The 17020-nt window shown below is 62.1% G+C and carries 15 protein-coding genes and 1 tRNA gene; 15 read left to right on the forward strand and 1 reads right to left on the reverse strand.

Going from position 1 to position 17020, the window contains the following annotated elements:
- Positions 1–170: 170 nt before the first annotated feature.
- A tRNA-Met gene (locus EOA78_RS18005) sits at positions 171–247 on the forward strand.
- An 89-nt stretch (positions 248–336) separates the two neighbouring features.
- Here EOA78_RS18005 and EOA78_RS18010 read toward each other — a convergent pair.
- Positions 337–1164, reverse strand: a complete 828-nt coding sequence (locus tag EOA78_RS18010) for a MurR/RpiR family transcriptional regulator (RefSeq protein ID WP_127316294.1) — start codon at positions 1162–1164, stop codon at positions 337–339.
- A gap of 150 nt (positions 1165–1314) precedes the next feature.
- Here EOA78_RS18010 and EOA78_RS18015 point away from each other — a divergent pair, with 150 nt between their 5' ends.
- From EOA78_RS18015 to EOA78_RS18080, 14 genes are all read left to right on the forward strand, one after another.
- Positions 1315–2136: an N-formylglutamate amidohydrolase gene (locus EOA78_RS18015; protein WP_127316295.1), complete on the forward strand. Its 822-nt coding sequence runs from the start codon at positions 1315–1317 to the stop codon at positions 2134–2136.
- Positions 2126–2638 carry a TRAP transporter small permease subunit gene (locus EOA78_RS18020; RefSeq protein WP_348628489.1) on the forward strand — a complete coding sequence of 171 codons (513 nt, stop codon included), beginning with the start codon at positions 2126–2128 and terminating at the stop codon, positions 2636–2638. Before EOA78_RS18015 ends, EOA78_RS18020 begins: the two co-directional genes overlap by 11 nt.
- Positions 2635–3960 carry a TRAP transporter large permease subunit gene (locus EOA78_RS18025; protein ID WP_127316297.1) on the forward strand — a complete coding sequence of 442 codons (1326 nt, stop codon included), beginning with the start codon at positions 2635–2637 and terminating at the stop codon, positions 3958–3960. The genes EOA78_RS18020 and EOA78_RS18025 overlap by 4 nt, the downstream gene beginning before the upstream one ends.
- 99 nt (positions 3961–4059) lie before the next feature.
- Positions 4060–5109, forward strand: coding sequence for a TRAP transporter substrate-binding protein (locus EOA78_RS18030; protein ID WP_127316298.1), 1050 nt, complete (start codon positions 4060–4062; stop codon positions 5107–5109).
- A 105-nt stretch (positions 5110–5214) separates the two neighbouring features.
- Entirely contained in the window at positions 5215–6585 is a 1371-nt protein-coding gene (locus EOA78_RS18035) for a glutamine synthetase family protein (protein WP_127316299.1), read from the forward strand.
- Between the two features lie 86 nt (positions 6586–6671).
- On the forward strand, positions 6672–8060 hold the full coding sequence (locus EOA78_RS18040; protein WP_127316300.1) for an aldehyde dehydrogenase family protein: 1389 nt from the start codon (positions 6672–6674) through the stop codon (positions 8058–8060).
- Positions 8061–8077: 17 nt separating this feature from the next.
- Entirely contained in the window at positions 8078–9250 is a 1173-nt protein-coding gene (locus EOA78_RS18045) for an iron-containing alcohol dehydrogenase (RefSeq protein WP_127316301.1), read from the forward strand.
- Between the two features lie 243 nt (positions 9251–9493).
- The gene (locus EOA78_RS18050; RefSeq protein ID WP_065007620.1) at positions 9494–10600 is read left to right on the forward strand and encodes an ABC transporter substrate-binding protein; all 1107 of its coding nucleotides are present in this window, start codon (positions 9494–9496) and stop codon (positions 10598–10600) included.
- A 57-nt stretch (positions 10601–10657) separates the two neighbouring features.
- Positions 10658–11566, forward strand: a complete 909-nt coding sequence (locus EOA78_RS18055; protein ID WP_127316302.1) for an ABC transporter permease subunit — start codon at positions 10658–10660, stop codon at positions 11564–11566.
- Positions 11563–12357, forward strand: coding sequence for an ABC transporter permease (locus EOA78_RS18060; RefSeq protein ID WP_065007618.1), 795 nt, complete (start codon positions 11563–11565; stop codon positions 12355–12357). The genes EOA78_RS18055 and EOA78_RS18060 overlap by 4 nt, the downstream gene beginning before the upstream one ends.
- A 28-nt stretch (positions 12358–12385) precedes the next feature.
- Positions 12386–13450, forward strand: coding sequence for an ABC transporter ATP-binding protein (locus EOA78_RS18065; protein WP_127316303.1), 1065 nt, complete (start codon positions 12386–12388; stop codon positions 13448–13450).
- A 153-nt stretch (positions 13451–13603) separates the two neighbouring features.
- On the forward strand, positions 13604–15154 hold the full coding sequence (locus tag EOA78_RS18070; RefSeq protein WP_127316304.1) for a sodium:proton antiporter: 1551 nt from the start codon (positions 13604–13606) through the stop codon (positions 15152–15154).
- Between the two features lie 97 nt (positions 15155–15251).
- Positions 15252–16166, forward strand: a complete 915-nt coding sequence (locus EOA78_RS18075; protein WP_127316305.1) for an endonuclease/exonuclease/phosphatase family protein — start codon at positions 15252–15254, stop codon at positions 16164–16166.
- Between the two features lie 7 nt (positions 16167–16173).
- Positions 16174–17019: an EamA family transporter gene (locus EOA78_RS18080; protein WP_127316306.1), complete on the forward strand. Its 846-nt coding sequence runs from the start codon at positions 16174–16176 to the stop codon at positions 17017–17019.
- Position 17020: the final 1 nt, after the last annotated feature.

The raw sequence follows: 17020 nt of genomic DNA on the forward strand, positions 1-17020 counted from the left end.
AGACGCGGGAGAGTAGGTCGCTGCCAGGTCTGCAAAACGCACGTCGCAAGAATCCAAATCTTCTCCTTACAAAACAGGCCCGCCAATCGCGAGCTCGGGCCGCGCAAGCGGCCCTTTCCATTTGGCGGAACTTGTACCTAAGTAAAGCGCTGACTTGCTTGAAAAGTTGACGCGGGGTGGAGCAGCCCGGTAGCTCGTCAGGCTCATAACCTGAAGGTCACAGGTTCAAATCCTGTCCCCGCAACCAAATACACAAACGGCCCGCCTCAGTGCGGGCCGTTTGCGTTTGCGGCCTGACGCGGTTGAGTTTGGCATCTACGGCATCGACGGCGGCCGCTACCGCAGGCTTTCCAGCTCGCGGATGCGTTTGGCGCCGTCGGCCTCGAGCTGCCGGGTGACGGCACCGATCAGCGTTTCGGCAACGACGAAAAGGGCCGCCGAAGAGTCCCAGGCCGAGGGCACGGCGGTGCGCCCGGCGATGACATGGCGGGCGAAGCGAGCGATCGGCGACAGCCACTGGTCGGTGAACAGCACGATCTGCACGCCGCGCTGATGCGCCGTCTCGGCGAAACGGACCAGGCTGTCCTGGTAGCGCCTGATGTCGAAGATCACCAGCACGTCGCGCTTTCCCATGTCGATCAGCCGGTCGCGCCAGACGCTTTCCTGTCCGGCGAGGTGAAAGACATTGGGCTGGATGATGGCGAGGTGGGCGGCCATGTAGCGCGCCAGCGGATCGGTGAAGCGGCCACCGATCAGGAAGGTCTTGCCGCGCCGGTCGGCAAGCTTTGCGACGATGTCGGCAAGCTGTTTGTCGGACAGGTGCCTGAACGTCTCGCGCATGTTGTCGAGCGTCGCCTCCAGCATCGGCGACACTGCGCCGCCGTTCGGCGATGGCGGGTTGAGCGTCCGTGACGCCGGCGACTGCAGTTGCGCCGCCAGCTCGTCCTGCAGCGCCGACTGAAATTCCGGGTAGTTCTGGAAGCCGAGCCGGGCGACGAAACGCAGGATGGTCGGCGAGGAAACGCCGGCGGCAGCTGAGAACTCGGCGACCGTCTTCAGGCCGATCAGCGGATAATTGGCGATCAGCGTTTGCGCCGCTCGGCGCTCGCCCGCCGGCATCGTGCCGATGCGGTCCGAGATCAGTTCGGCAATGCTCGAAATCATCTTTTCCCACCCATTGCCGTTCTGCCGAAATCGCATTTGATCCGAAATCGCGTTTGACAAAGCCGGATAAACTGTATGAAATCATCCATAGGGACGCAATGAGACAAAATACGTAATATACGATACAGCTCTCCCCGGGGACTGAAAACAATGGAGACAGCACGGCCCGCCAGCCTTGCATCGCCTGAAACCGTGAGGGTGACGAACCCTGGCGGATCGAGCCCTTTCGTGCTGACCTGCGATCACGCCTCCAATTTCCTGCCGCCGGAATTCGGAACGCTCGGCCTTGCTGCCGGAGAGCTTTCCCGCCACATCGCCTGGGACCCCGGCGCGCTCCCGGTCGCCCGCCGCATGGCCGAGGCGCTTGACGCCACGCTGGTCGAGACCCGCATTTCGCGCCTTGTCATCGACTGCAACCGGCCACTGGACGCGCCCGACCTGGTGCCGCCGGTCAGCGAGACCACGGCCATTCCGGGCAATGCCGGGCTGACGGCGGAGGGCCGGGCGCGGCGCATCGCGCTCGCCTACGATCCTTTTCACGCCGCCATCGAGGATGTGATCTCGGAGCGCCAGGCATCTGGACGCCAGACATGGCTCGTCGCGGTCCATTCCTTCACCCCGGTCTATAAGGGCGTCCCGCGCCCCTGGGAAATCGGCATCATCCATGACGACGACACGAGCCTCGCCGCGCCGCTGATCGCCGCGCTCCGGTTGCGAAAAGGGCTCGCCGTCGGCGTCAACGAACCCTATTCCCCAGCCGACCGGGTCTACCATACGCTCGAAATTCATGGCCGCCGTCGGGGCCTCCCTTGCGCCATGATCGAAATCCGCAATGATGAGATATCCGGGGAGGAAGAACAGCAACGCTGGGCGGGTCTGCTCACCTCGATCATGCGCGTCATCGAGCCGCAATCGCGCAGGGATCAGATGGCCGTGGGAACGCAGATGAATGGGCGCCAAAATGTTGACTAGAGCGATCAGATCCTTCATTCGCGGCGTCGAGGCCGTGAACCGCGTGGTCGGCCTGTTTTCCATGTACCTGATCTTCATCATGATCGGGGTGCTGCTCTACTCGTCGATCATGAAGACTTTCTCGATCCCGCCCTTGTGGACGCTCGAGATGGCGCAGTTCCTGATGATCGCCTACTTCATGCTGGGTGGCGGCTATTCGCTGATCGGCGATTCGCATGTGCGCATGGACCTCTGGTACGGCCGCTGGTCGCTGCGCGGCCGCGCCCGCGTCGATATCTTCACCGTCGTCTTCCTCGTCGTGTATCTTGGTTTCATGCTCCATGGCGGCTTTTCCAGCTCCGCCTACGCGCTCCGTTACGGCGAGACGAGCTATTCGTCCTGGGGCCCCTACATGGCGCCGATCAAGATCGTGATGTGCGTCGGCATCTTCCTGATGCTGCTGCAGGCGATCGCCGAGTGGTTAAAAGATATAGCCGCGGCTCGTGGAGGTTCGGTTCAGTGAGCTACGACCTCATCGCCATTTTGATGTTCTCGCTGATGATGCTGCTCATGGTCACGGGGCAGCGGGTCTTTGCGGCCATCGGCTTCGTCGCCGTCATCTTCGCCTTTTTCCTGTGGGGCACGGGTGGGTCGGAGATAGGCTTCAACCAGGCAATGAAGATCATGAAGTGGTATCCGCTTCTGACGCTGCCGATGTTCATCTACATGGGCTACGTCATGTCGGAGACCGGCATTGCCGACGATCTCTACAGGATGTTCCACGTCTGGTTCGGCCCGGTCCAGGGCGGACTGGCGATCGGCACGATCATGCTGATGGTGGTGATCTCGGCGATGAACGGCCTTTCGGTCGCGGGCATGGCAATCGGTGCCACAATCGCGCTGCCGGAACTGCTCAGGCGCGGCTATGACAAGGTGATGGTCACCGGCGTGATCCAGGCCGGTTCCTCGCTCGGCATCCTCATACCTCCGTCGGTGGTGCTCGTCCTTTACGCCATGATCGCGCGCCAGCCGGTCGGCCAGCTATGGCTCGCGGGCGTCTTCCCCGGACTGCTCATGGCCGGACTATTCATTCTCTACATCGTCGTCCGCTGCTGGCTGCAGCCGCAGCTCGGCCCGGTGCTGCCGGCCGAGGAGCGGGCAATGCCGCTCAAGGAGAAGCTGAAGCTGCTTTCGGCCGGCATCGCGCCGTTCTTCATCTTCTTCACGATGACCGGACTGTTCCTGATGGGTGTCACCAGCCTGGTGGAAAGCTCGGCGGTCGGCGCCGTGGCGGCCACCATCGTCGCCATCGCAAAGCGCCGGCTCAGCTGGTTGATCTTGCATACTTCGGTCCGCAAGACGCTCGGCGTCTCCTGCATGTTCATGTGGATCATCGTCGCGGCACTCGCCTTCGGCGCGGTGTTCGACGGGCTCGGCGCGGTCAGGGCGATCGAGAGCTTCTTCATCGACCAACTGGGGCTGACGCCTTGGCAGATCTTGATCATGATGCAGCTCTCCTACCTGATCATGGGCATGTTCCTCGACGATACGGCGATGCTGGTCATCGTCGCGCCGCTCTACGTGCCGTTGGTCAAGCTGCTCGGCTTCGATCTCATCTGGTATGGCGTGCTCTACACGATCACCTGCCAGATCGCGTATATGACGCCGCCTTTCGGCTACAATCTGTTCCTGATGCGCGCCATGGCGCCGCCCGAGGTGTCGCTCGGGGATATCTATCGGTCGATCGTGCCATTTGTGGCGGTGATGTTGCTTGCTCTCGTCATCGTCATGGCGTTTCCGCAGATCGCTCTGTGGCTGCCGCAACATCTCTATCTGCGGCAGTGACGGCGGCGTGGAGAAGGCGGGGACCCGAAGCGGAAGAAAATGACAGATAACAGCCGTGGCAAGCGGAGATCAACGAAGCCAACAGAGTGGAGAGCTATCATGCAATCAAGACGCACATTTCTGACCAAGGCAGGCCTGGCGACTGCGGCAGGCGCGACGACGCTGGCGGCGCCGAGCATCGTCAGGGCGCAAACGCCGATCAAATGGCGCCTGCAGACCTATGCCGGACCGGCACTCGGCGAACACGTCATCAAGCCGGCGATCGACGCCTTCAACAAGGCGGCAAACGGCGAGATGGTGATCGAGCTCTACTTTGCCGACCAACTCGTGCCAACGGGCGAACTGTTCCGCGCCATGCAGAACGGCACCATCGACGCCGTCCAGTCGGATGACGATTCGATGGCGGCGCCGGTCGATATCCGCGTGTTTGGCGGCTATTTTCCGTTCGCGACCCGTTATTCGCTCGACGTTCAGGCGCTGTTCTACAAATACGGACTGGCTGAAATCTGGTCGGAGGCCTATGGCGAGGTCGAGAACGTGACCTGGCTGTCGGCCGGCTCATGGGACCCGTGCAATTTCAACACGAAGGAGCCGATCCGCAGCCTCGATGACCTCAAAGGCAAGCGGGTCTTCACCTTCCCGACCGCCGGCAAATTCCTATCGCGCTTCGGCGTCGTGCCGGTCACGCTGCCGTGGGAAGACGTGGAAGTCGCGGTGCAGACGGGCGAGCTCGACGGCATCGCGTGGTCGGGCATCACCGAGGACTACACGGTGGGCTGGGCCGACGTGACCAAATACTTCCTCACCAACAACATCTGCGGCGCCTGGATAGGCTCGTTCTTCGCCAATACCGAGCGCTGGAATGCCGTGCCGCCGCATCTGCAGGAACTGTTCAAGCTCACCATGGACTCCTCGCACTACTATCGGCTTCACTGGTACTGGGCGGGCGAGGCGAGCCTGCGCGTTTCCGGCGGCAAGATGGAACTCACCACCATCCCCGACGCGGAATGGGCCACCGTCGAAGCGGAAGCCGAGAAGTTCTGGGACGAGATCGCGGCAACCGGCGACCGGCCCGCGAAGGTCATCAAGATACTGCGCGACTACCGCGAGGTCATGACCAAGGCCGGGCCGCCCTACCGCTACGGCTGAGCCGCAGGACCGACCCGATCGACCTGAACCGACCGGCCGCCCTCGGCGGCCGGTTTCCACGACGATGACAGCCAGGGCCGGCCAGACCGGCGGAGTTTTGATAAAATGGCCGGAAATTTCTCGTTCGATCAGTTGAAGAAGGCGGTCTCCAGCGGCGAGATCGACACGGTGCTGGCCTGCATCGTCGACATGCAGGGCCGGCTAGCGGGAAAGCGGTTCCTGGCCCAGTATTTCGTCGATTCCGCCCATGACGAGACGCATGGCTGCAACTATCTCTTGGCCGCCGACATCGATATGGAGCCGGTGCCCGGCTACAAGGCGGCGAGCTGGTCGAAGGGTTACGGCGACTTCGTCATGAAGCCCGATCTGTCGACGCTGCGGCGCATTCCATGGCTGGAAAAGACGGCGCTGGTGATCTGCGACGTGCTCGACCATCACACCCATGATGACCTGCCGCATTCGCCGCGCGCCATCCTGAAGAAGCAGGTCAAACGGCTGAGCGAGCGCGGCTATATCGGCTATTTCGCCTCCGAGCTCGAATTCTATCTGTTCAGCGAAACCTACGATTCCGCTCGCAAGAAGCACTGGCAAGGCCTCGACACAGCCTCGCCCTATATCGGCGACTACCAGATCGGCATCACCACCAAGGAAGAAGGCGTCATGCGCCGGCTGCGCAATGAGATGGAAGCGGCCGGCATACCGATCGAGAACTCCAAGGGCGAGTGGGGTCCGGGCCAGGAAGAAATCAACGTCCGCTATGCCGAGGCGCTCGACATGGCCGACCGCCACGTCATCCTGAAGAACGGCGCCAAGGAGATCGCCGAGTCTGAAGGCAAGGCGATTTCGTTCATGGCCAAGTACAATTACGGGCTGGCCGGCAATTCCAGCCACATCCACAATTCGCTGTGGAGCGCCGACGGCAAGACGCCGCTTTTTTATGACAAGAATGCCGAATGGACGCTGTCTACGCTCGGCCAGCAATGGGCGGCGGGCCAGCTCAAATACGCCAAGGAATTCACCTGGTTCCTGGCGCCCTACATCAACTCCTACAAGCGCTTCCAGGCCGGCACTTTCGCGCCGACCAAGATCATGTGGAGCGAGGACAACCGCACCGCCGGTTTCCGCCTGTGCGGCGAGGGCACCAAGGGCATCCGCATGGAATGCCGCATCGGCGGCGCCGATCTGAACCCCTATCTCGCCTTCGCCGCGCTGATCGCGGCCGGCCTTGCCGGCATCGACGAAAAGCTTGAACTGCAAAAACCCTTCGTCGGCGATGCCTATCAAGCCTCGCAGCTGCCGGAAATTCCGAAGACCCTGCGTGATGCCACCGAGACGCTGGCGAAATCGGAGATGCTGAAGCAGGCGCTCGGCGACGGCGTGCTCGAGCATTATGTCCATACGGCTCACTGGGAGCAGTTCGAATACGACCGCCGCATTACCGATTGGGAACTGCACAGGGGGTTCGAGCGGTACTAAACTACGCCAGTGCTGCCCTTCGGCCTTTGGTGGCGGACGGCGGGCGGCCAAACCGAGATTGTCGTTAGCTGTGAGGACTCAAAGGAATGACCGAAACGGTCAAGATAAAATCTCCCGTCGATGGTTCGATCTATGCCGAGCGGCCTGTGACCACGGACCAGGCGATCAATGCGGCGGTCGAGCGTGCCAAGGCGGCGCAGGAGAAATGGGCTGAAACACCGATCGTCGAGCGCGGCAAGTACATGCTGGCGATGTTGGAAGCGTTGGTCGCCATGACCGACGAGATCGTGCCGGAGATCGCCTGGCAGATGGGTCGTCCGGTGCGCTATGGCGGCGAGTTCGGCGGCGTCAGGGAACGTACCAGCTACATGGTCGAGATCGCGGAAGCGGCACTCAAGCCGGTCCTCGCCTCCAATCCGAAGGACGGTTTTCGCCGCTATGTGAAGAAGGTGCCGCTCGGCGTGGTCATGGTGATTGCGCCGTGGAACTATCCCTACCTCACCGCCGTCAACACCATCGTGCCGGCGCTGATGGCCGGCAGTGCCGTCATCCTTAAGCATGCGGCGCAGACGCTGCTGGTCGGCGAACGTTTTCAACAGGCGTTCGACAAAGCAGGCCTGCCCAAAGGTCTGTTCCAGAACCTCGTCATGAACCATGTGCAGACCGAAAAACTGCTCGGATCGGGCAAGATCGACCATGTCAATTTCACCGGGTCGGTTGCCGGTGGCCGCGCCATCGAAAAGGCCGCGGCGGGCACGTTCATGACGCTCGGCCTCGAACTCGGCGGCAAGGACCCGGCCTATGTGCTGGCCGACGCCAAGATGGATCATGCCGTCGCCAACCTGGTCGACGGGGCCTTCTACAATTCCGGCCAGTGCTGCTGCGGCATCGAGCGCGTCTATGTCCATGAGAAGGTCTATGACGAATTCATCGAAGGCTTTATCGCCGAAACCAAGAACTACGTCGTCGGCAACCCGCTCGACCAGGCGACGACGATGGGGCCGATGGCACAGGCGCGCTTCGCCGACCTGATCCGCGAGCAGAAGGCCGAGGCGCTGCGCAAGGGCGCCAAGGCCCACATCAACATGAAGGTTGCCAATGACGAGCAAGGCTCGCCCTATCTGGCGCCGGAGGTGCTGACCGAGGTCGATCATCAGATGAGTGTCATGCGCGAGGAAAGTTTTGGGCCGATCGTCGGCATCATGAAGGTGCGCAACGACGAAGAGGCGATCGCGCTGATGAACGACAGCCCCTATGGGCTGACAGCCTCGATCTGGACGCCCGACACCGAGCATGCGGCGGCGATCGGCGATCGCATCGAGACCGGCACCGTGTTCATGAACCGCTGCGACTATCTCGATCCGGCGCTGGTCTGGACCGGTGTCAAGGACACCGGCAAGGGCGCCGCCCTGTCGGCCATCGGCTACGACAATCTGACGAGGCCGAAATCATATCACTTGCGTGAAGCCATCTGAATTTCTGAAAGATAAAAATGTCAAAACTCATTTCCAAATGGAACTATCCGACAACCGTGCGCTTCGGCGCGGGGCGCATCAAGGAATTGCCTGATGTGCTTGATGCCACGGGCATCAAGCGGCCGCTCTTCGTTACCGATCCGGGGCTAGCCAAGCTGCCGGTGGTCGCCTCGACGCTGAAGATCCTCGACGACGCCAAGGTACCCTATGGCGTGTTTTCCGAGGTCAAGCCGAACCCGGTCGACTCCAACCTGACCGCCGGCATTGCCGTGTTCCAGAAGGGCAAGCATGACGGCGTCATCGCCTTCGGCGGCGGTTCGGCGCTCGACCTCGGCAAGCTGATCGCCTTCCAGGCCGGCCAGGCGCGGCCGGTCTGGGATTTCGAAGATATCGGCGACTGGTGGACGCGCGCCAACTCCGATGCGATCGCACCGATCATCGCCGTGCCGACCACCGCCGGCACCGGCTCGGAGGTCGGCCGCGCCGGCGTCATCACCAATGAAGCGACCCACACCAAGAAGGTCATCTTCCATCCGAAGCTTTTGCCGGCCATCGTCATCGCCGATCCGGAACTGTCGGTCGGCATGCCGGGCTTCATCACCGCCGGCACAGGCATGGACGCGCTTGCTCACTGCCTCGAGGCCTATTGCGCGCCGGGCTATCATCCGATGGCCGACGGCATCGCTGTCGAAGGCGTGCGGCTCGTCTTGGAGAACCTGCCGAAGGCCTATGCCAACGGTAGGGATCTTGTCGCCCGCGCCCACATGATGAGTGCGGCCGCCATGGGCGCCGCCGCTTTCCAGAAGGGGCTGGGCGCGATCCACTCGCTGTCGCATCCGATCGGCGCACTCTACGACACCCATCACGGCATGACCAACGCCGTGTTCATGCCTTACGTGCTGGCCTTCAACCGCGACGCCATCGAGGTGCGCATCGCCCGGCTCGCGGCTTATTGCGGCATCAAGGGCGGCTTCGACGGCTTCGCCAAGGCCGTCATCAAGCTTCGCAAGGAATTGAAGGTGCCGCACGCGTTGCCGGGCCTGATCAAGGGGCTTGACATGGACAAGAAGCGCAAGGGCCTGATCGCCGACATGGCGGTGGTCGATCCGACCGCCGGCGGCAACCCGGTCAAGCTGACCAGGAAGGCGGCGCTGACGCTGCTCGACAATGCCATTGCCGGCACCGTCTGAGACGTTTTTCGCGCCGAAAGTTGATCTGGGAAATTGAGGGCAAAGAAAGGGGAAAAGGTGGAAGTTAAGACAGAAGTTCGTTAGCCGGAAAAATAATCGCGGAGCGATTGCTACAGCCGGTTAAAAAGAGTTTACTTTTTCGTACTGCAGGGCATCGCTTTCACAAAGCTTTCATCGGGCTGTCACACGAAAACGATACCGCATCGCAGGCGTCCAACGGCGTCAGTTCAACGGAGAGAACACATGTTCAAATTCACGGGAAAAGTGCTTTCCCTTACGGCCGTCGCCCTGATGGCGACCTCTGCCATCTCGTCGGCGCAGTCCATGGATGAACTGGTCGCCGCCGCCAAGGCGGAAGGCCAGCTCACCACCATCGCGCTGCCGCACAGCTGGTGCGGCTATGGCGACGTCATCGCCGGCTTCAAGGCGAAGTATCCGGAAATCACCATCAACGAGCTCAATCCCGATGCCGGGTCCGGCGATGAGATCGAGGCGATCAAGGCCAACAAGGACAATAAGGGCCCGCAGGCGCCTGATGTCATCGACGTCGGCCTGTCTTTTGGCCCGTCCGCCAAGGCAGACGGCCTGATCCAGCCCTACAAGGTGTCGACCTGGGATACGATCCCTGACAGCGCCAAGGATGCCGATGGCTACTGGTACGGCGACTACTACGGCGTGCTCGCCTTCGGCGTGAACAAGGCCGTCGTGCAGAACGCACCACAGGACTGGGCTGACCTGCAGAAGCCGGAATACGCCAACTCGGTGGCGCTCGCCGGTGACCCGCGCACCTCGAACAACGCCGTCATGTCGGTCTACGCTTCGGGCCTCGCGGCTGGCGGTACCGGCGGCCAGGACGCCGCCGCCAAGGGTCTGCAGTTCTTCAAGCAGCTCAACGATGCCGGCAACTTCGTGCCCGTCGACGGTGAAGCGGCAGCCGTTGCCCAGGGCACGACGCCGATCGTGATGAACTGGGACTACAACCTGCTCGCCATGCGCGATAAGATGGCCGGCAATCCGGAAATCGAAATCGTCGTGCCAAAGGGAGCAGTGGTCGCAGGCGTCTACGTACAGGCGATCAGCGCCTATGCGCCGCATCCGAACGCCGCCAAGCTGTGGATGGAGTACCTCTACTCGGACGAAGGCCAGCTCGGCTGGCTGAAGGGCTACTGCCACCCGATCCGCTTCAATGATCTCGCCAAGAAGGGCGTGATCCCGAAGGAGATGCTGGACAAGCTGCCGGCTGCCGAGAACTACGAAAAAGCGATTTTCCCAACCTTGGAGGAACAGAACGCCGCCAAGAAGGAAATCAGCACGAACTGGGATGCCATCGTTGGCGCCGTCGTGAAGTAATTCATAGGGCGCCGGCCGTTCGCCGGCCGGCGCCCTATGCCAGACTTCGGGAATTCCATGGCAGAGTCCACAATCTCCCAGACAGCCCGCGTCAGTCCTGGCGCGCCGGAGATCAGCCGCCTTCGGCTGCCACTGCATTGGTTAGGCATAACTCCGTTCTTCGTTTTCGCGCTGGTCTTTCTGATCTTGCCCACTGTAGGGCTGATCGCGGGCGCGTTCAAAAATGCAGCCGGCGACTATACGTTCGACAACATCATAGCGTTGTCGCAACCCAAGCTCGCCGCAGCCTATTGGGTATCCATTCAGATCAGCTTTGTCTCTGCGGTCCTTGGCGCCTTGATCGGCCTGGCCATGGCGGTGGCAGTGGTTCGCGGAGGCTTGCCGCCGTGGTTACGCTCGGCAACCTTGACCTTCTCGGGCGTCGCCTCGAATTTCGCGGGCGTACCGCTGGCATTCTCGTTCATTGCAACGCTAGGTCGGCTCGGAGTGGCGACGATCCTGTTGCGTGACGTTTTCGGCATCAACATCTATTCGCTCGGCTTCAGTATCTTTTCGTTTTGGGGCCTGATTCTCACCTATCTCTATTTCCAGATTCCATTGATGATCGTCATCATCACGCCGGCGGTCGATGGGTTGAAGAAGGAATGGGGCGAAGCTGCCGCCACGCTCGGGGCAACCAATTGGCAATATTGGCGCATGGTGGTCATCCCGGTGTTATGGCCGAGCTTTCTCGGTACGACGGTCCTCCTCTTTGCCAACGCCTTCGGGGCGGTCGCAACGGCCTATGCACTGACGGGGCCGTCACTCAACATCGTGCCAATCCAGCTGTTCGCGCAGATTCGCGGCGACGTGCTTTACAATCCGAATCTAGGCTATGCGCTTGCGTTCGGCATGATCGTCATCACCGGCCTGGCCAACCTCTTCTATATCTTGTTCCAACGGCGAGCCGAACGGTGGCTGAAATGAAGCAAGGCAGCCGCTTTTGGGCTTGGCTCGTTTTTGGCGTGGGAACCACCTATTTTGTCCTGCCGCTTTTGGCGACCTTTGAATTCTCTTTGCGCAAGCGGCGAGGGGAATACTCCTTTGACGCCTACCGCTCAGTCTTCGGAGATCCGAATTTCCAGACGACATTTACCTATTCCGTCGTTGTGGCGGTCTTCACCATCCTTCTGGGCGTGCTGCTCGTTGTCCCGACGGCTTACTGGATACGGCTGCGGCTACCGAATCTGCGGCCGGTCGTAGAGTTCATCACGCTGCTGCCCCTGGTTATTCCCGCTATCGTCATCGTCTTCGGCTACATCAGAATGTTCGGTTCGAATTCAACGCTGCCTTTTCTGGCGACAGCGCGCGGCACCGATGCTCTGCTGGTCATCGGCTATGCAGTGCTGGCGCTGCCCTATATGTACCGGGCGGTCGATACCGGTCTCAGGACCATCGACGTCAGAACGCTCACCGAAGCCGCACAAATCCTCGGCGCCGGCTGGACCACCATCATCGCTCGCATCATCCTGCCGAACGTACTGATCGCTGTCTTATCCGGCGCGTTCCTGAGTTTCGCCATCGTCATCGGCGAGTTCACCATGGCCTCGCTGTTGAATCGCCCAGCCTTCGGCCCTTACCTGCAGAATATCGGCGCCAACAGTGCCTATGAGCCGTCGGCACTGGCGCTCATTTCGTTCGCCATCACCTGGGGCTGCATGTCGCTGATCCAGATCCTGTCGCGTTTTGCGCCGCGATCGGCGAACCGGCCAAACTGATCGAAAAGTACTGACCGAAAGAAAAGCCATGGCCGAGCCATTCCTCTCCATCCAGCAGGTGCGAAAAGCCTTCGGCGCCACCACCGTCGTCCAGGACTTCAATCTCGACGTCGAGCCGGGCGAATTTGTCTCCTTCCTCGGGCCATCGGGCTGCGGCAAGACGACGGTGCTGCGCATGGTCGCCGGCTTCGAGGAGCCGAGCGCCGGCAGGATCGTGGTGGCCGGCAAGGACATCACCCGGCTCAAGCCCAACCAGCGCAATGTCGGCATGGTGTTCCAGGCCTATGCGCTGTTTCCGAACCTGACCGTGGCGCAGAACATCGGCTTCGGGCTGAAGGTCGCGGGCATGCCAAAGGCCGATGCCGACAGGCGCGTTGCCGAGATGCTCGACCTCATCAAGCTGCCGCAGATGGGCGACCGCTATCCCTATCAGCTCTCCGGCGGCCAGCAGCAGCGCATCGCGCTGGCGCGGGCCATTGCGCCGAAGCCGAAGCTCCTGCTGCTCGACGAGCCGCTGTCGGCGCTCGACGCCAAGGTCCGCGTGTCGCTGCGCGAGGAAATCCGCTCGATCCAGAAGAAGCTCGGCATCACCACCGTCTTCGTCACCCACGACCAGGAAGAGGCGCTGTCGATCTCCGACCGCATCGCCGTCATGTATGGCGGCAAGGCCGAGCAGGTCGGCACGCCGTTCGAGATCTACAACCGGCCGGCGACCAAATTCGTTGCCAATTTCGTCGGCACGCTGAACGTGCTCGAAGGCACCGTCACCGACGCGGCGTCGGGCAAGGTGCGCGTCAATGCGCAAGAGATCTCGCTGCAGGGAAAGCTTAACGGCTCCAAGTCCGGCGACACGCTGTCGTTGGCGCTGCGGCCCGAGGCGATTTCGCTCGGTCGCCATCCCGGCCGTGACGCCAGTCTTTCGGGCGAGATTACCGAAGTGCATTTCCTCGGCTCGGTCATCCGGGTTCGGGTCGGCATCGGCGGCAGCACGGTGTCGCTCGACACGTTCAACAGCCCGGCCACCCCGCCTCCCGCCGTCGGCGAAAAGGCCGAGATTTCCTTCTCGTCGGGCGACATGCTGGTGCTGCATTAGGGGAAGAGTGAATGGTGAATGGTGAATAGTGAATAGCAAGAAGGCACTTTACGCGCCGAAACTTCTCTGCATGCCATTCACCATTCACATCAGCCAAAGCCGGTCGCCTTTTTTTGCGGTGCCAATCGCCCGGCTTCACCGGTACGGTAGGGAATGGCGCTTTTCGAGCTGACCCTTGTTCTTCTGCTGATCGCCGTCGCGCTGACGGCGCTGTCGCGGCGTCTCCAGGTTCCCTATCCTTCGTTGCTGGCATTGGCGGGCGCCGGTATCGCCTTCCTGCCGTTTGCGCCGACTATCGAGATCGATCCCGAACTGGCGCTCGCCTTGTTCATCGCGCCGGTGCTTCTCGATGCTGCCTACGACACGTCGCTGCGCGATCTCAATCGCTACAGACTGCCACTTGCCTTGCTGGCGCTTGGCGCCGTCGTTTTCACCACTGCTGCCGTGGCGCTTGTCGGATGGACAATGGCAGGCTTGCCGATCGCCGCGGCAATCGCCCTCGGCGCGATCGTGGCGCCGCCCGATGCCGTCGCAGCGTCGGCCGTGCTTGGACAGTTCAAGGTGCCGCATCGCGTCACCGCGATCCTGCAAGGAGAAAGCCTGCTCAACGACGCCACGGCACTCCTGATCTACCGCATGGCGGTTTCCGCTGCTGCCGGCTCCATCCTGCTGAGCAGCGCGGTTCCGATGATCTTGCTGTCGACGGTCGGCAGCCTTGCCGCTGGTTATGTGCTCGGCCGGCTGTCTCTCGTCACCCTCAGTCGCATCAGCGATCCGGCAAGTGGCACGGTGGTGCAATTTGCCGGGACTTTCGGCGTCTGGATCCTGGCCGACAAGATCGGGCTCTCCGCCATCATTACGATCGTCGTCTATGCCATGACCATCGCGCGCACCGCGCCGCGCCGCATGCCGGCCAGAAATCGCGTCAGCTCCTACTCGGTCTGGGAGACGGCGGTCTTCGTGCTGAACGTTCTGGCCTTCGTCCTGATGGGACTTCAGGCACGATTGATCGTCGGCCGGCTGGCCGAGCAGGGGCAGGTCGAAGCGTTCGTCTTCGCCGCAGCCGTGCTGGCTGTCGTCATCGTCTCGCGCCTTGTCTGGGTTCTGGGATGCGGCGCGATCATCAGGTGGCTTGCCGCCTTCGGTGACGCGGAACGGAAGGCTGAAGCCCCGTCGTTCCGCGGCGGCGTGCTGATCGGCTGGTGTGGCATGCGTGGTCTGGTCACCCTTGCGGCAGCGTTTGCCTTGCCGGCCGACTTTCCGGGGCGCGACCCGATCGTGCTCGCCGCCTTCTCGGTCGTTCTCGGCACATTGGTGCTGCAAGGCATGAGCCTGAAGCCGCTGCTGCGCTTGCTGCGTCTCGATCCGGACGGAACTGTCGACCGCGAGGTCGCGCAGGCACGCGTCGCCATCATGCAGGCAGCGCTGGACGTGTTGAGCGGCAAGACATCGAATGCCGCGGCCGTGGTCCGCGAGCAATTTACCGCGCAGCGTACGATCGCTGAAAACCCGGACGACGCCCAGGCAGCGACCGAGTACGACAGATTGCGTCTCTATGCGATAAAGAGCCAGCGTGACGCGCTGGAACAGCTGCGTATCGACGGCACGATCGGCGATGAAGCGTATCATCGCCTGGAGGAGGAAATCGACTGGTCGGAATTGGCCGCCTCTCCGCCGGGACGATTCCAGCCGCTGACGACTTAGCCGCGTGCTGTGTGGCCCAAGCTCTCTCCATCCGGCTGCACATTGCAACCAATCCGCCAAACCGCTACTGCCATCACGAAATTGAGCCGGTTAAGCAATGAAGCTGGTCAGCTACAACATCCAGTACGGTTTCGGCAGCGACGGCCGCTACGATCTCGCGCGCTCCGCCGAGGTTGTCGCTGGCGCAGACATCATCGCGTTGCAGGAAGTGGAACGGCACTGGCTACGCAGCAACGAAGATGACCAGCCGGAAATCCTTTCCCGGCTACTGCCGGAATACCATTGGGTTTATGGCCCGGCCTTCGACATGGACGCCAGCGAGCGACATGACGGTCGCATCGTCAACCGGCGGCGGCAATTCGGCACCATGATCCTGTCCAAGCTGCCGATCGTCTGGTCGCGCCTGCACACGTTGCCACTGCGCCGCACGGTGCGTCCCCTCAACACCCGCAACGCGGCGCTTGAATGCATGATCCGCACCCGTGCCGGTCCGGTGCGGGTGCTGTCGCTGCATCTCGCGCATATCGCCGTCGAAGAGCGGCTGGAGCAGATCGATTACCTGCTCGCCGAGCATCGCCGTGCACCGTCCGACGGCGGCCCGTGGAGCGGCGCCGATGACGAACCCGAGCGCAATTGGAGCAATGGCGAGCCGGAGCCGGAAAACCCGCTGGCGGCGATCTGGATGGGCGATTTCAACATGGAGCCGGGCAGCGCCGAGTGCCGGCGCATAGTCGGCAGCACGCCGTACCATCGCGGTGCTGCCTATCTCGACGGTTTTGTCGATGCCGCCGCTGTCGCCAGCGAACCGACGGCGGATTTCCATACCCATGTGAAGACCATCGACGGCAGGCTGGCAAAGCGCCGGCTCGACCATTGCTTCGTCGGCGGGATGTTGGCGGGCCGCGTGCGCTCGGTCAGTGCCGATATCGACGAAATCGCCTCGGACCATTTTCCGCTGCGGGTCGACATCGACCTGGAAACGCCGTTCACAACGGGGGCCGGAGGCGGATGAGCCGCCGATGAGCTTGTTCGTCTTCTTCGCGGTGCTTGCCGCCGCCGCCATGCACGCGATCTGGAACGCGCTGGTCAAGGTCCATCTCGACCGCTTCCTGTCGATCACGCTGATGACGCTCGGCATGGGCGCCGTGGCGCTTCTGGCTCTGCCTTTCGTCGAGGTGCCGAAGTCGGAAGTGTGGCCCTATATCATCGCCTCGGTGGTCTTCCACATGGGTTACAGAACGTTTCTGATCGGCGCCTATAAGGCCGGTGATTTGGCGCAGACCTATCCGCTGGCGCGCGGCACCGCACCGCTGCTTGCAGCACTTGGCGGCATGGTGGTTGTCGCTGAAGTTCCGACACCGCTGGCCATCGCCGGGATCGTTCTTTTGTCGGCCGGGACGCTGGTGCTGTCGTTTCGCGGCGGCGCGCATCTGGAAAGGCTGAACCTGCGCGCCGTCGGCTTTGCGCTGGGCACATCGATCTTCATCGCCAGCTATACGCTTTCCGACGGCAGCGGCGCGCGGCTGGCCGCAACTGCATCGAGCTATGCGGCATGGCTGTTCGTCTGTGATGCGGCATGGGCGCTGGTGCTGTGCCTGATCTTTCGCGGACCAAAGGCGCTGCCGGTGCTGGCGCGCGACTGGAAGGCGGGCGTGTACACCGGCGTGCTCAGCGGCGCCGCCTACTGGATCGTGATGTGGGCGATGACCAAGGCGCCGATCGCCTCAGTCGCGGCGCTGCGCGAAACCTCGATCCTGTTCGCCATGATGATTTCGGTGTTTGCGCTCGGGGAGAAGATGACGGGATGGCGCGGTGCCGCCGTGCTCAGCATTGTTGCCGGGGTGGTCGCGCTGAGGCTCGGGTAAG

The sequence above is a fragment of the Mesorhizobium sp. M5C.F.Cr.IN.023.01.1.1 genome (assembly GCF_003997585.1).
GTDB lineage: Bacteria > Pseudomonadota > Alphaproteobacteria > Rhizobiales > Rhizobiaceae > Mesorhizobium > Mesorhizobium wenxiniae.

Coding starts and splice junctions, on each gene's coding strand:
- EOA78_RS18060 (WP_065007618.1), top strand. CDS start 11,563: ATGAAGCAAGGCAGCCGCTTTTGGGCTTGGCTCGTTTTTGGCGTGGGA.
- EOA78_RS18070 (WP_127316304.1), top strand. CDS start 13,604: ATGGCGCTTTTCGAGCTGACCCTTGTTCTTCTGCTGATCGCCGTCGCG.
- EOA78_RS18010 (WP_127316294.1), bottom strand. CDS start 1,164: ATGATTTCGAGCATTGCCGAACTGATCTCGGACCGCATCGGCACGATG.
- EOA78_RS18020 (WP_348628489.1), top strand. CDS start 2,126: ATGTTGACTAGAGCGATCAGATCCTTCATTCGCGGCGTCGAGGCCGTG.
- EOA78_RS18075 (WP_127316305.1), top strand. CDS start 15,252: ATGAAGCTGGTCAGCTACAACATCCAGTACGGTTTCGGCAGCGACGGC.
- EOA78_RS18055 (WP_127316302.1), top strand. CDS start 10,658: ATGGCAGAGTCCACAATCTCCCAGACAGCCCGCGTCAGTCCTGGCGCG.
- EOA78_RS18040 (WP_127316300.1), top strand. CDS start 6,672: ATGACCGAAACGGTCAAGATAAAATCTCCCGTCGATGGTTCGATCTAT.
- EOA78_RS18080 (WP_127316306.1), top strand. CDS start 16,174: ATGAGCTTGTTCGTCTTCTTCGCGGTGCTTGCCGCCGCCGCCATGCAC.
- EOA78_RS18045 (WP_127316301.1), top strand. CDS start 8,078: ATGTCAAAACTCATTTCCAAATGGAACTATCCGACAACCGTGCGCTTC.
- EOA78_RS18065 (WP_127316303.1), top strand. CDS start 12,386: ATGGCCGAGCCATTCCTCTCCATCCAGCAGGTGCGAAAAGCCTTCGGC.
- EOA78_RS18015 (WP_127316295.1), top strand. CDS start 1,315: ATGGAGACAGCACGGCCCGCCAGCCTTGCATCGCCTGAAACCGTGAGG.
- EOA78_RS18035 (WP_127316299.1), top strand. CDS start 5,215: ATGGCCGGAAATTTCTCGTTCGATCAGTTGAAGAAGGCGGTCTCCAGC.
- EOA78_RS18030 (WP_127316298.1), top strand. CDS start 4,060: ATGCAATCAAGACGCACATTTCTGACCAAGGCAGGCCTGGCGACTGCG.
- EOA78_RS18050 (WP_065007620.1), top strand. CDS start 9,494: ATGTTCAAATTCACGGGAAAAGTGCTTTCCCTTACGGCCGTCGCCCTG.